Source organism: Nonomuraea sp. IBHARD001 (genome assembly GCF_056106265.1).
Map to the genome: position 1 here is coordinate 1,949,271 of NZ_JBWBBW010000002.1, position 14,613 is coordinate 1,963,883.

Here is a 14,613-nt window from a genome sequence, read left to right on the forward strand (position 1 = left end):
CGGGCGGGCTACTGCGTGTAGCCGAGGAGCGTGCGCATGTCGGCCAGGGTCTCCTCGGCCCGGTCCGGCCTGCCGGTCCTGCGCAGGTGATCGGCCATCGCCGCGTAGGCGAACAGGTTGCCGCCGGTCATCGCCTTCCTGAGCGTGCCCTCGGCCTCGATCGGCCTGTCGGTCGCGGCCAGCAGGCTGGCCAGGGCCGCGGGTGCGAACAGGTCGCCCTTCTCGATCTCCCTGCGCAGCCAGGCCTCGCCGACCTTGTCCACGGTCGCGTCGCCGGGCGCGGCGGCCGGTGCGGGCGAGTCGTAGGCCTGCGCCCTGGTGGGGGGCGGGTCGTGCGCCTCCTTCCTGGCGCTGACCCTCAGGTGCTCGGCGTCGTCGTTCCTGCCGAGCCGCTCCAGCAGGGCGGTCAGCCGCCACATCGCGTAGTGGTTGCCCGCCTCGGCGAGCGGTCGCCACACGTGACAGGCGGCTTCCGGGTCGCCCGCACGCTCGTGCAGGTCCGACAGGATCGACAGTGAGATCGGGTCGCCGTTGAAGGCCATGTCGGCCAGCCAGGTCTTCGCCTCGTCGAGTGCGCCCTTGCGTTCGAGCAGGGTGGCCAGCTTGCGGATGCTCTCCCTGTCGCCCTGTTCGGCGGCCTTGCGCAGCAGCAGTTCGGCGTTGGTGTGCCTGCCGTTGTGGTCCATCAGGCGGGCCAGCTCCCGCATGGCCGTGATGTCGCCCGCCTGCGCGGCCGGTCGCCACAGCTCGTAGCCGCCCGCCAGGTCGCCGCTCATGATCAGCAGCTCGCTCAGCTCGCGCATGGCCAGGTGCTCGCCCCTGTCGGCGCGCTCGCGCCACAGCGCGCAGGCGTCGGCGTAGCGGCCCAGCCTGCGCAGCAGCCGGGTGGCCGACTGCAGCGCCGGAAGGTCGCCGTCGAGCGCCGCCGCCTCCCAGATCGCGTACGCCTCGGTCAGGCGGCCCGCCTGCTCGTAGCGGTCGGCCAGCCGCTTGGCCGCCGCGAGGTCGCCGTGGTCGGCGGCCAGCATCAGCCAGTGCTCGGCCTCCTCCTGCTGCCCGGCGTCGGCGAGGGCCTCGGCCAGCGTCCACATGGCCGTGATGTCGCCCGCCTGCGCGGCCGGTCGCCACAGCTCGGCCGCCTCGCCCGCTCTGCCCGCCTTGCGCAGCTCGTCGGACTGGGCCCACAGGGCGAAGGCGTCCTGCGGATCGGCGTTCGGCTCGGTCCGGGCGCCACTCGTGTCCTCGATGCGCCCGGCCAGCGACGCCGCGTGCCCGGTCGAACCGGCCAGCGCCCGGACCAGGCGTTCGGTCGGCTCCCAGCGGCCGGGCCGCCAGTGCGGGCCGGTGAGCAGGTCGTGCACGGTGGTGTGGCTGTAGCCGATGCGGGCGGCCAGCTCGCGGGTCGAGGGGCGTCCGGCGGCCTGCCAGATCTCCTGGAGGTAGCCGGTCAGCGGGTCCGGCGCCACCGATTCGAGCAGGCTGCCGCCGCTGCGGCGCAGCCGTCTGAGGTCGGCCTCGACGGCCGCGGGCGTGACGCCGAGCCTGGCGGCGACCTCTTGGGTGCTCCAGCCTTCGCCGCGCAGGAACGCCACCGCCGCCGCCCTGCCGCCCGCACGCCGCAGGATCTGCCCGGCCGCCAGCCGCTCGCCCACCACGTCGGCCGGATCGGGGTCGAAGCGCTCTTCGGCGTACTGGGCCAGCTCGTCCAGCAGGGCGCGCTCGCAGGCGACCTGGTGGCCGAACGCGGCGACGTGCCTCGCGGTCCTGGCCTGGACCCAGGTCTTGACGTCGACCTCGGCCCTGATGCTCGCCCACTGGTAGTAGGCCTCCAGCATCACCTGCTGGGCGAGGTCCGCAGCCGCCTCGGGCGACAGCTCCTTTCCGGCGAGCGCCGCGCGTACCCAGCTCAGGCCGAGCGGATAGAACTCCTCGAACCGGTAGGGGACGCGCACGCCCTCCCTGATGCTCAGCTCGGCCAGGGCCCGCCTGGCGCTCCACTCGTCAGGGTCGGCGTCGAGCGCCCGCACCAGCCTGCGCAGCACGGCGGCCGAGGGCAGCGAACGGCCGGACAGGGCCTCCGACAGTGAGGCGGGGCTGTAGAAGGTGGAGGCGCTGAGCCTGCGCAGCGAGGGCGAGCCCGCATCGGCGCGCAGCCTGCGCACCTCGGCGACGAACTCGGCGACGACCTGTCCGGCGGTGACCGGAGCCAGGTTCCACGGGTCCTTCCTGGCCGTGACGGGCGTCACGGCGGAGGCGGCTCCGGGCAGCGGCGGCGCGGCGTGGCTCCTGCGCTGGCTGAGCGCGTGCGCGATCTCGTCGGCTCCCGTCGGGGTGATGCGGTAGTAGCGGCGGCGCGGCCCCCGGCTGTGGGCGGGCGAGACCTCCCAGGCGCCCTCGATCCAGCCGTGCCGCTCCAGTCTCGACAGCAACGGATAGACGGTGCCGGTGGGTCTTCTGGTGGCGTGCGCCACTTCGAGACCGTAAACGTCGCGTGCCGCGCTGGAGGCGAGCACGTCGAGCACATCGAGCGTGGCCTCTGTCAGGCGAATGGCGGTCGGCATCTCAGGTCCATCTATCTATGTAGAGATAGGGTGAAGTGTTCAGTCTCATGAGGTGTAATGGGAGCAATGAGAAAGGGGCGAAGGCTCGCCCAGCGGGTAACTGACACGAGCCTCCACCCCTTCTTTGATCGCACCACCGCCCAGCTGGCTCCCGGGCTCTTGGCTAGAGCCCGGGCCAGCTGTCGCGGACGACCTCGAACAGCCTGATCACCAGTGCGGCGATCCCGCTGTATTGCGCCGTCTCGCGCATAGTGCGGCGGAGGCGGGTGCGGGCCCTTCGTCTCCTCCGGGCACCGGGCCGCGGGCGGTCCGGCTCATCGCGCGACTCTCTGTCGCTCTGCGAATCCTGCATCCTTGCCTCTTTTCTGGTGAATTGGCGGCCCCCGCGGGGAGTCGCCAACACAAACACCAGCTGCAAAAGGCTGTGATTAGCCTAGCCCTTTAGGCCCACAAATGAGGTCAAAGGCAACAGGGTGGCCAGGGGTACTCGTGAGCAACAACCGAAACCCATATTTAAGCCTGCCCTAAGCTCGCCCTAAGGTTGCGGCCCCGTGTCTGGGGAGGTAGAGGGCGTGTGTCACGGACTTGGGCCTTGTTAAGGGGTGTTGTCAGAGCTACGATCCGACCAACTCTTAGGAAACTTTCCTATAAGAAATCATGGATCGAGGCCCCCATGGCTCGCGCGTCACCCTGGTGACATACGGCTAACTGCGGAAACAGTCGCATTCTCCTGCTCGACCCCGCGTCGGCGGCCATAGGCGCGGACCACCCCCCACAGTTCCCTCTGCCGGGAGCGATCATGCGACGCACCACCCCCTCACTCGACCTGACTCCCTCCGCAAACCCGCTGCCCGGCCGTCGCACGCCCGGAGGCGGTCCCGCCGCGCCGATCATCGTCGCCGCCATTCAGGACACCACGCCCGCCGGATCCCCGGCGCCGAGCGTGCCCCTCTGCCTGAGATCGGCGTTCCGACCGACGACATCGGCGTCGCCGGGGGGAGCTCCATGATCGCTCCGTCTCGGCCCGCAGGGCCTCGTTGACCCACCTTCCAACCGGTCCCCGCCCCCTCCTGCTCGAGCGGGGACCGGTGCCCGCCGTACGGCTTGCGCCAGCCTCTCGCAACCCCCCAGCGCAAGCCGTACGGCACCCACCCCCCGAAAGGTAAGGACCACACGTGAAACTGCGCGTCATCCTTGGGGCGATCATCGCGCTCGCCCTGACTTTCATAGCCGTACCCGCCTATGCGGCCGCACCCACCGCCGTCTTCACCAAGACGCAGGACTGGGGCTCCGGCTTCGGTGGCCGCGTGACGATTACCAACGGCGGCACGACCACCATGAACGGGTGGAACGTGCAGTTCGACCTGCCGGCCGGGTTCTCCATCCCGTCGGCGTGGGACGCCACGATGACCCGCAGCGGTCAGCACTACACCTTCACCAACCCCAGCTGGGGCGGCCAGGTCGCCGCGGGCGCCAGTGTGAGCTTCGGCTTCAACGGCTCCCCGGGCAACTTCTCCACCATCACCAACTGCACGCTGAACGGCCAGCCCTGCGGCGGCGGCGACACCCCGGTGCCCGGCACGCCCGGCACCCCGACCGCCACCGCCACGACCAACTCCTCGATCTCGCTGAGCTGGGGCGCCTCCACCGGCACCGTGACCGGTTACCGCGTGTACGAGGGCACGACGCAGGTCGCGCAGGTCACCGGCACGACGGCGACCATCGGTTCGCTGGCGACGTGTTCGCCGCACACGTACACGGTCAAGGCCTACAACAGCGCGGGCGAGTCCGTCGCCAGCGGCTCGGTCAACGTCACCACCAGCGGCTGCACCACCCAGGTGCCCGGCGCTCCCGGCACCCCGCTCGCCACCGGCGCGACCAACTCCTCGATCTCGCTGACCTGGGGCGCCTCCACCGGCACCGTGACCGGTTACCGCGTCTACGAGGGCACGACCCAGGTCGCGCAGGTCACCGGCACGAGCGCGACCATCGGCTCGCTCGCCACCTGCACGCCGCACACCTACACGGTCAAGGCCTACAACAGCGCGGGCGAGTCCACCGCCAGCAACCAGGTGACCGCCTCGACGGCCGGCTGCACCAACCCGGTCCCCGGCAAGCCCGGCACGCCCACCACCAGCGTCACCGACAGCGCGATCACCGTGACCTGGGGCGCCTCGACCGGCACCGTGACCGGCTACCGCCTGCGTGAGGGCTCCACCCAGCACTACCAGGGCACGGCCACGACCACCACGGTCTCGCCGCTCGCCTCCTGCTCCACCCACACCTTCCTGGTGACCGCCTACAACGCCAACGGCGAGTCCGAGGCGGCCAGCGTCACCGCCACGACCGGCGGCTGCGTCGAGACCACGCTGCCCAAGCACTTCCTCACCGGCTACTGGCACAACTTCACCAACCCGGCCGTCGAGCTGAAGCTGTCGCAGGTGTCCGACGACTACGACCTCATCGCGATCGCGTTCGGCGAGGCCACCAGCACGCCCGGCGAGGTCACCTTCGGCATCGACCCCGAGCTCGCGACCGCCGTCGGCGGCTACACCGACGCGCAGTTCAAGGCCGACATCCAGGCGCTGCACTCGCGTGGCAAGAAGGTCATCCTCTCGGTCGGCGGCGAGCTCGGCCGCGTCCAGGTGGCCAGCTCCGCCGCCGCGACGAAGTTCGCCGACACCGTCTACGCCATCATGCAGAACTACCGCTTCGACGGCATCGACATCGACCTGGAGAACGGCCTCAACGCCACCTACATGGGCCAGGCGCTGCGCTCGCTGCGGGCCAAGGTCGGGCCGAGCCTGATCATCACGATGGCGCCGCAGACCATCGACATGCAGTCGACCGGCTTCGAGTACTTCAAGCTGGCGCTGGCCATCAAGGACATCCTCACCGTCGTGCACACCCAGTTCTACAACTCGGGCGCGATGCTCGGCTGTGACCAGATGGCCGCCTACTCGCAGGGCACGGTCAACTTCATCACCGCCCTGGCCTGCATCCAGCTGGAGAACGGCCTGCGGCCGGACCAGGTCTCGCTCGGCCTGCCCGCCGGTGCGGGCGCGGCCGGAGGCGGCATCGTCGCCCCGACCGTCGTCAACCAGGCCCTCACCTGCCTGGCCAGCCGTACCTCGTGCGGCAGCTTCGTACCGCCCAGGGCCTACCCGGACATCCGCGGCGCGATGACCTGGTCCATCAACTGGGACGCCAGCCACAACTGGAACTTCTCCCGCACCGTCAAGGCGCACCTCAGGACGATGCCGTGAAGCGACTCGTCATAGCGATCCTCCTCGTCATGGGCGTGGCCCTCGTCGCCACGCCCGCCTACGCGGCCACTCCGACCGCCGTGTTCACCAAGACCCAGGACTGGGGCTCGGGCTTCGGCGGCAAGGTGACCGTCACCAACGGCGGCACGACCGCGATGAGCGGGTGGAACGTCCAGTTCGACCTGCCGGCCGGTTTCACCATCCCGTCGGCCTGGGACGCGGTGATGACCCGCAGCGGTCAGCACTACACCTTCACCAACCCCAGCTGGGGTGGTCAGATCGCCGCGGGCGCCAGTGTGAGCTTCGGCTTCAACGGCTCCCCGGGCAACTTCTCCACCATCACCAACTGCACGCTGAACGGCCAGCCGTGCGGCGGCGGCACCACCCCGCCTCCCGGCCAGCCGGGCGCGCCCAGTGTGAGCGCGGTGACCAACACCACGATCGCCCTGTCCTGGGGCGCCTCGACCGGCACCGTGACCGGCTACCGGGTCTACGAGGGCACCACCCAGGTCGCGCAGGTCACCGGCACGAGTGCGACGATCGCCTCCCTGGCGACCTGCTCGCAGCACACCTACACGGTCAAGGCCTACAACAGCGCCGGTGAGTCGACGGCCAGCACCTCGGTCTCCGGCACGACGAGCGGCTGCGGCACCGGGGTACCCGGCCAGCCGGGCGCGCCGGTCATCACCGCGCAGACGACCACCTCGGTCGCCCTGTCGTGGGGCGCCTCCTCCGGCACCGTGACCGGCTACCGCGTGTACGAGGGCGCCACCCAGCGCGCCCAGGTCACCGGGACGACGGCGACGATCACCGGTCTCGCGGTGTGCACGTCCTACACCTACACGGTCAAGGCCTACAACGCCTCGGGCGAGTCGGTGGCCAGTGTCGCCATCGCCGTCACGACCGGCGGGTGCCCGCCGCTGCCCGGCAAGATGGACGGCGCGCCGTACCTCTACATGGGCTGGGGCAGCCCGCCCGCACCGGCGACGGTGATGGCGGCGACCGGGATCAAGTCGTTCACCATGGCCTTCATCCTGGCCCAGAACGGCTGCAACCCGGCCTGGGACGGCCAGCGTCCGCTGACCGGTGGGGCCGACGCCGCCGCCATCAACGCCATCAAGGCGGCGGGCGGCAGTGTGCAGATCTCCTTCGGCGGCTGGCAGGGCAACAAGCTCGGCCCGAACTGCTCGACCCCGCAGGCCTTCGCGGCGGCGGTGCAGCAGGTCATCACCGCCGTCGGTCCCGCGGTCGTCGACTTCGACATCGAGAACACCGACGAGTTCGAGAACTACACCGTGCAGGACCGCATCCTGAACGGCCTGAAGATCGTCAAGGCGAACAACCCGAACGTCAAGGTGGTCGTCACCTTCGGCACCACGACGACGGGCCCGAACCCGCACGGCGTCAGGCTCGTCAACCAGGCCAAGGCCCTGAACGTGCCGATCGACAACTTCACCATCATGCCGTTCGACTTCGGCGGCACGAACATGGCGCAGGACACCATCAACGCCGCCGAAGGCCTGAAGAACGTGGTGAAGGCCGCCTACGGCATCAGCGACGCCGATGCCTATGCCAAGACCGGCATCTCCGGTATGAACGGCCTGTCCGACCAGCAGGAGCTCACCACTCCCGCGGCCTGGACGCAGATCCGCGACTGGGCCAAGTCCAAGGGCCTGACCCGCTTCGCCTTCTGGTCGACCAACCGCGACCGGCCGTGTCCCGGCGGCGGCGTCCAGGAGACCTGCAGCGGCATCGCCCAGGCCGACTGGGAGTTCACCAAGATCACGGCAGGTTTCTGAGATGAATCTGAAGAAGAGGATCGCGGTCGTCACCGCGCTCTCCTTCGGTCTGGCCGGGCTCCTCGCGAGCCCGGCCTCGGCCGCCAACATCCTTCCCAACTCCGGCTTCGAAAGCGGCCTGACCGGCTGGACCTGCGCCTCCGGCCAGACGGTGACCAGCCCGGTGCACGGCGGAACGACGGCCGTCAAGGTCACCCCCGCCGGCAACGACCTCGGCCGCTGCCAGCAGACGATCAACGTCAAGCCGAGCAGCACCTACCAGCTGTCGGCCTGGGTCCAGGGCAACTACGTCTTCCTCGGCGCCACCGGCACCGGCGTCACGGCCAGCACCTGGGCCGCGCCCGGCGCCGCATGGGGCCAGGCCAGGACGTCGTTCACCACGGGCGCCTCCACCACGTCGGTGACCGTCTACGTCAACGGCTGGTACGGCCAGGGCGCCTACCACGCCGACGACTTCGTTCTCGACGGCCCGCCCGGCCAGGGCCAGGTGCCCCCGGCCCCGACCGGCCTGAGCGGCAGCGGCAACTCCAACACCGCGACGCTGAACTGGGTCGCCTCGGCCGGGGCGACCGGCTACAACGTCTACCGGGGAGGCGCCAAGGTCGGCTCGACCACCGGCGCCACCACCTACAGCGAGCAGCCGGGCGCCGGGTCCTTCAGCTACGAGGTCACCGCCACCAACGCGAGCGGCGAGTCGCCGAGGTCCAGCCCGTACCCGATCACGGTCGGCGGGACCAACCAGCCGCCGAACGTGCCGACCGGCCTGGCGCTCGGCAACCCCACCACCACCTCGCTCACCGCCACGTGGAACGCCTCGATCGACGACTCGGGCCTGGCCCCGCGTTACGAGGTCTCCCGTGACAACGCCACGGGCGTCAACGTGGGCACCGCACGCACCCACACCGCGAGCGGCCTCACCCCCGACACCTCCTACAGCTTCCGGGTGCGGGCCTGCGACGCGCAGGACCTCTGCTCGGCCTACAGCGCGGCGGTCAGCGGCAAGACGGCCAAGGACGGCGACCCGCCGACAGGCGACATCCGCTACGCGCCCTACATCGACATCACCAGGACCACCCCGTCCCTGGTCAGCGCGGCTGCGGCGACCGGCGTGAAGAACTACACGCTGGCCTTCGCGCTCGGCGACAGCTCCGGCTGCAACCCGGCGTGGGGCGGCACCATCCCCGTCGACGACGCCCGCATCATCAACGACGTCAAGGCGCTGCAGGCGCAGGGCGGCCAGGTCATCGTGGCCACCGGCGGCGCGCAGGGCCCCTACCTGGAGCACATCTGCGGCACCTCCGCCGCACTGCTCAGCGCGTACAAGAAGGTGCTCGACACCGTCGGCACCAACCATCTCGACGTCGACATCGAGGCGTCGATCGACATCAACAAGGTCAACACCGCACTCAAGCAGCTGCAGACCGAGCGCGGGACCGTCGTCAGCTACACGCTGCGCATCCAGGGCCAGGACTACGGCGTGGACCCGTTCTCGCTGCAGATCCTCCAGGACGCCGCGGCCAAGGGCCTCACCGTCATCGTGAACCCGATGCTGATGAACTTCGGCTACACCGGCGACTGGGGCAACGCCATGGTCGCCGCCGCCGAGGCGACGCTGAACCAGATGCGCGGCGTCTGGCCGGGCAAGACCGACGCCCAGCTGAAGAAGCTGCTCGGCCTCACCCCGATGATCGGCAAGAACGACACCGGTATGACCACCACCCAGGCCAACGCCCGCACCCTGCTGACCTGGGCCAACGCCAACCACGTCGCCTTCATCGGCTTCTGGTCGGCGGCACGCGACAACGGCGGCTGCCCCAACGGGCAGGTCTCGCCCTCGTGCAGCGGCATCGCGCAGTCCACCTATGAGTTCACGAACATCTTCAAGGGGTTCACCGGATGAGCCTGAAAAGGATCGCGGTCATGGCCGCGCTGGTCCTCGGTTTCGCCGGGCTCACCGCGAGCCCGGCGCAAGCCGCCAACATCCTCGCCAACCCGGGGTTCGAGAGCGGTCTGAGCGGCTGGACCTGCTCCGGCGGCCAGGCCGTCACCAGCCCCGTGCACGGCGGAACAGGCGCGGTCAAGGCCACACCGGCCGGAAACGACCTGGCCCGCTGCCAGCAGGAGATCACCGTCAAGCCGAGCAGCACCTACCAGCTGTCGGCCTGGGTCCAGGGCAGCTACGTCTTCCTCGGCGCCACCGGCACCGGCGTCACCGCCAGCACCTGGGGCTCGCCCGGCGCCGCCTGGTCGCAGCTGCGCACCTCCTTCACCACCGGCGCCTCGACCACGAGTGTGACCGTCTACCTCAACAGCTGGTACGGCCAGGGCGCCTACCACGCCGACGACGTGGTGCTCGACGGCCCGCCCGGACAGGAGCAGCCTCCGCTCGCTCCGACGCTGAGCGGCTCGGCCACCTTCACCACCGCCTCGCTGAGCTGGACGGCATCGGCGGGCGCGACCGGATACAAGGTCTTCAGGAACGGCGTGCAGGTGGCGACCGCCGCAGGCACGACATATAGCGAGAACCCCGCTCCCGGCACCTACACCTACCAGGTGAGCGCCACGAACGGGGCGGGCGAGTCGCCCAAGTCCAACTCCGTGAGCCTGACGGTCGGCAACGACGTGCCGCCGCCGCCCCCGGCTCCGACCGGCCTCACCGCCACGGTCAGCGGCACCGGCGTGAACCTGCGCTGGAACGCCGCCGCCACGGCCACCGGCTACAACGTCTACCGGAACACGGTCAAGATCGCGACCGTGACCACGACGTCCTACACCGACAACCCGGGCGTGGGCACCCACACCTATGTCGTGCGGGCCTTCCACACCTCGGGTGTGGAGTCGCCGGCCTCCGCATCGGCGCAGGCCACCATCACCGGCGACGGTGACGGCCTGCCCAAGCGGGTGCTGGTCGGCTACCTGCACGCCTCGTTCGCCAACGGCTCCGGCTACATCCGGATGGCGGACGTGCCCAGCGAGTGGAACATCATCAACCTCGCCTTCGGCGAGCCGACCTCGGTGACCTCGGGCGACATCCGCTTCAGGCAGTGCCCCGTCACCGAGTGCGCCAACGTCGAGAGCGAAGCCGACTTCATCGCCGCGATCAAGGCCAAGCAGGCCCAGGGCAAGAAGGTGCAGATCTCGATCGGCGGCCAGAACGGCCAGGTCCAGCTCACCACGACCGCCGCGCGCGACAAGTTCGTCGAGTCGGTCTCGGCGATCATCGACCGCTACGGCCTGGACGGGCTCGACGTCGACTTCGAGGGCCACTCGCTCTACCTGAACCAGGGCGACACCAACCTGGCCAACCCCACCACCCCCGTCATCGTCAACCTCATCTCGGCGTTGAAGACGCTGAAGGCGAAGTACGGTGCGAAGTTCACCCTGACCATGGCGCCCGAGACGTTCTTCGTGCAGCTCGGCTACCAGTTCTACGGTCCGGGCCCGAACAACGCGGCCGACAGGCGGGCGGCGTCCTACCTGCCGGTCATCCACGCCATGCGCAACGACCTGACCCTGCTGCACGTGCAGGACTACAACTCGGGCCCGATCATGGGACTGGACAACCAGTTCCACAACATGGGCGGGCACGACTTCCATATCGCGATGACCGACATGCTGCTGGCCGGATTCCCGATCATGGGCAACACGGCCAACATGTTCCCCGCACTGCGCCAGGAGCAGGTCGCGATCGGGCTGCCCGCCTCACCGCAGGCGGGCGGCGGCTTCACCACGGTGGCCGAGGTGCAGAAGGCCTTCGACTGCCTGGCGAAGGGCACCAACTGCGGCAGCTACCGTCCCAGGGGCGTCTACCCGAACCTTCGCGGGCTGATGACCTGGTCCATCAACTGGGACAAGTTCCACAACTTCGAGTTCTCCAGGAGCCACCGGAGCTATCTCAACAGTTTCTGACCCGGTAGCAGGCATCGCCGGCGCCCGTCCGTGTGACGGGCGCCGGCGATAGCCGTCAGCGGGCCGAACCGATCGTGATCGGCGTCGGCCCCGCGCCCGCGCTCCCGCACCGGCACTCGGGCCGCCGCCAGGAGTCGGGCAGCACGTGCCTGCCGTACTCGGGCGCCGTCAGCAGGCGGTGCATGGCGAGCAGTTCGGAGCCGGGCAGTTCGCCGTCGGGCGCGTCGAGGCCGAGTGCCAGCGCCCGCATGTGCGCCCGCATCTCCGCCAGGCGGCCGAGCGCCCGGCGCACCGGCTGTCTGTCGCCCGCGGCGAACAGCGCCGCCAGGTAGTCCAGCGGGATGCCGAAGTCCTCGTCCCCCTCATCGGGTGACAGGGGCGGCACGTACCAGACCATCGGCAGCGTGCGGTACTCCGGGTGCAGCGGCAGCGCCAGCCGCCAGCTGGACACCAGGTCGTAGACCGGGGAGCGCAGCGCGGCGGCCATCCAGTCCTCGGGCAGATCGGCCTCGCGCACGACGGGGTCGCGCGGGTCGAGCAGGATCGACAGCTGCGCCTCGTACAGGCCGCGTTCGTCGGGTGTGGCCGCCACCTCGGACACACGGTCGGCGTCGTAGAGCAGCACGCCTGCGAAGTCGGCCGACAGCGGCCCGCACGCGGCGCACGTGCCCGCCTTCCCGGTGCCCGCGTCGGAGTAGACCTTCTTGTACGGGCAGGCCGAGACGCAGGCCTTGGCCGCCGAGCACCGGGCCGTGTCGACGCCGACCAGCCCGGCCTCCGACCTGATCGCACCGGTCGGGCACGCCGCCACGCACGCCGGGTTCACGCAGCTCTCGCACACCCTGGGCAGGTGGAAGCCGAAGGAGTGCTCGAAGCCCGCGCGCATCCGCTCCAGCAGCACGTCGGGCCCCTCGACCACCGCGTGGCCCGGCTGTTCGACACCGCGAAGCAGCCGTCTGAGCCTGCCGCCCGAGCGCATGCGGAGCCTGCCCTTGGGGTCGAGCTCCCAGCCGCCGCGCCAGCGTTCCTGATCCTGCCAGCGCGCCGGGTAGCCGGGGCCGGGCCGTGCCTCCACATGGCGGTGCCAGGCGTGGTCGAGCCCGCCGGAGCCGCCCGCCTGGCGCTCGGCCACCGAGCAGTCCTCCACACAGGTGTCGAGGTTGATCACCATGGCCAGATGGGCGGTCACCCGCATCTCGTGTCCTCCTGGTGCCGGTGGCGTACCAAGTGCGTCGGTTTGACGGCGACGGCCCGGCCCGGCGGGCGGTAGACCGGCAGCGCCTCGCCGTACTCGTGGGTCCAGTCGTGGTCGGCGAACACGCTGGCGCGGCCCGAAGGCGTCAGCAGCGGTGTGCCGGGCCCGGCGGGTGCGGTCCTGGGCGGCGGGGGAGCGGTCAGCCGGGAGACGATCTCGCGGTGCTCCTGGCCCAGGTGCTCGACGGCCAGCTTGGCGTAGGCCTCCGCGACGGGCAGCACCTCGCGCGGCAGCACCAGGTCGGCCCGCGCGCTGGGACCGATCAGCAGGTCGAGGCCCTCGGCCAGGACGTCGCCGATGGGGGCGTCGTCGGCCATGCTCAGCACCTTCGGCGCGTCGGCGGGCACCTCGACCAGTCCGGTCGCGATCGCCTCGGCCAGCACGTCGCCCGGCGTCCTGTTGTTGAACACGCCCTCGCCCAGCGGCCAGCTCAGCGCGCCCGCGTCGGCCCGGTCGGCCCGCCCCGAATGCACGAACAGGTACGGTTCGAGCGGCACGGCGCCCGGCGGCGGTGTGTGCTGCGCCGCCCAGCCGCCGCCCTCGACGCCGAAGGAGCCGGTCAGCACCAGCAGCGCCAGCATCGCCCGCTGCGCGGTGTCGGCATGCGGGGTGCCGAGCTCGCCCGGCACGATCACACACCGCCCGCCCGACAGCTCCGCCGTCGAGGCCAGCTCCCTGGCGATCTTCACCGCCCTGCCCGCGCCCACCCCGGTCAGCGCCGCCTGCCAGGCGGGTGTGTACGGCGAGCGCGCGTCGTCGTAGCCGTCGGGCCAGCGGCCGGGCAGCCCGTCGCGGCGCACGCCGTACACGGCGAGCAGCAGGTCGTAGACCGTCGTCACCACGTGCTCGCCCACCCGCACGACGGGCACGCCCCTGCGCAGCGGCTCGGCGCCCTGGATGTCGAAGCGCGGCAGCAGGACCTCGACCGAGCCGCCGTTCTTGTCGATGAGGCTCAGCGCCGGGTCGGTCTCCAGGCTCAGGTTCCAGCGCGCCTCGTCGTCGCGGAAACCGAGCGAGCCGTTGGGCACGACGGGCCGCCCGCCCCTGCCGAGCAGCACGGTCCTGCGCACGGCCTCGGCGTCGGTGTCGCCGAGATCGGCCGCGTTGAGCAGCCGATGCGGCACGTAGGCGCCGCCGCGCTCGCGCAGCCGTACCAGGAAGGGCAGGTCGGTGCGGCGTTTGGCGGCGAGCGACTCGGGGGTGAGGTACTCGGTGAGGATCACGTGTCCCATGGCCATGGCCAGCGCGCCGTCGGTGCCCCGCTTGACCACGAGGGTCTCGTCGGACAGGCGCATCGGGTGGCCGCCGATCGCGACGACCTTCTGGCCCTTGTACCTGCCCGCGATGAGCAGGCGTGAGGGCTGGACCCGGTCGCCCCACAGGATGATGTAGGCCGCGCTCGACGGATCGGCGACGGCGAAGCGCGGCCCCAGCGTCTGCAGGGCGGCGACCTGCGGCTCGGCCAGCGCCACCCCGCCGATCGCGGACACGAAGGCCGCCATCGAGGGACAGTGTGCGGCGATCTTCGAGGCGCCGTGCGCGATCACGGTGTGCACATGCGCGGCGGCGGCGAGCTCGGCCGCCTCGGCGTCGGCCAGCGGCACGAGGGCGGTGCGGCCCCTGGCCCGCTGGTAGGCGCGACGCCGTTCCGGATCACCTGTGACCTCGGCCCACGCGGCGACCGGATCCTGCGTCCTGCCCCGCGCCTCTCGATAGAGCCCGATGAGCACGCCGTTGGCCCGTGATCCCCCCATGCAGCAAGTTGACCACAGAGAGTGATGATCCGTCGTGCTAGGTCACCGCATGTCGCAATCGCCTTTCGC

7 protein-coding genes are annotated in these 14,613 nt (G+C 70.7%); 4 read left to right on the top strand and 3 right to left on the bottom strand.

What is annotated here, in order from left to right:
• Positions 1–8: 8 nt before the first annotated feature.
• Positions 9–2,561: a helix-turn-helix transcriptional regulator gene (locus ACTWNK_RS11155; RefSeq protein WP_474303815.1), complete on the bottom strand. Its 2,553-nt coding sequence runs from the start codon at positions 2,559–2,561 to the stop codon at positions 9–11.
• Positions 2,562–3,736: 1,175 nt separating this feature from the next.
• On the opposite strand from ACTWNK_RS11155, the gene ACTWNK_RS11160 reads away from it, so the two are divergent.
• Genes ACTWNK_RS11160 through ACTWNK_RS11175 form a run of 4 tightly spaced genes read left to right on the top strand, consistent with a single transcriptional unit; the run spans position 3,737 to position 11,535 of the window.
• Positions 3,737–5,827 (top strand): cellulose binding domain-containing protein, encoded by a 2,091-nt coding sequence (locus ACTWNK_RS11160; RefSeq protein WP_474303816.1) that lies wholly within the window; start codon positions 3,737–3,739, stop codon positions 5,825–5,827.
• A complete protein-coding gene (locus tag ACTWNK_RS11165) occupies positions 5,824–7,626 on the top strand; it encodes a cellulose binding domain-containing protein (RefSeq protein WP_474303817.1) in 1,803 nt (600 codons plus the stop codon). Before ACTWNK_RS11160 ends, ACTWNK_RS11165 begins: the two co-directional genes overlap by 4 nt.
• A gap of 1 nt (position 7,627) precedes the next feature.
• Positions 7,628–9,526 carry a carbohydrate binding domain-containing protein gene (locus tag ACTWNK_RS11170; protein ID WP_474303818.1) on the top strand — a complete coding sequence of 633 codons (1,899 nt, stop codon included), beginning with the start codon at positions 7,628–7,630 and terminating at the stop codon, positions 9,524–9,526.
• Entirely contained in the window at positions 9,523–11,535 is a 2,013-nt protein-coding gene (locus ACTWNK_RS11175) for a carbohydrate binding domain-containing protein (protein ID WP_474303819.1), read from the top strand. Before ACTWNK_RS11170 ends, ACTWNK_RS11175 begins: the two co-directional genes overlap by 4 nt.
• A 55-nt stretch (positions 11,536–11,590) precedes the next feature.
• On the opposite strand, the gene ACTWNK_RS11180 is transcribed toward ACTWNK_RS11175, so the two are convergent.
• Complete coding sequence (locus ACTWNK_RS11180; RefSeq protein WP_474303820.1) at positions 11,591–12,730, bottom strand: 4Fe-4S dicluster domain-containing protein; 1,140 nt, start codon at positions 12,728–12,730, stop codon at positions 11,591–11,593.
• Positions 12,721–14,544, bottom strand: coding sequence for a nitrate reductase subunit alpha (locus ACTWNK_RS11185; RefSeq protein WP_474303821.1), 1,824 nt, complete (start codon positions 14,542–14,544; stop codon positions 12,721–12,723). Before ACTWNK_RS11185 ends, ACTWNK_RS11180 begins: the two co-directional genes overlap by 10 nt.
• Positions 14,545–14,613 lie beyond the last annotated feature (69 nt).

What these genes read in the sequence shown, in the direction of transcription:
- ACTWNK_RS11155 (WP_474303815.1), bottom strand. Translation starts at nt 2,561, where the DNA reads ATGCCGACCGCCATTCGCCTGACAGAGGCCACGCTCGATGTGCTCGAC.
- ACTWNK_RS11170 (WP_474303818.1), top strand. Translation starts at nt 7,628, where the DNA reads ATGAATCTGAAGAAGAGGATCGCGGTCGTCACCGCGCTCTCCTTCGGT.
- ACTWNK_RS11175 (WP_474303819.1), top strand. Translation starts at nt 9,523, where the DNA reads ATGAGCCTGAAAAGGATCGCGGTCATGGCCGCGCTGGTCCTCGGTTTC.
- ACTWNK_RS11180 (WP_474303820.1), bottom strand. Translation starts at nt 12,730, where the DNA reads ATGCGGGTGACCGCCCATCTGGCCATGGTGATCAACCTCGACACCTGT.
- ACTWNK_RS11185 (WP_474303821.1), bottom strand. Translation starts at nt 14,544, where the DNA reads ATGGGGGGATCACGGGCCAACGGCGTGCTCATCGGGCTCTATCGAGAG.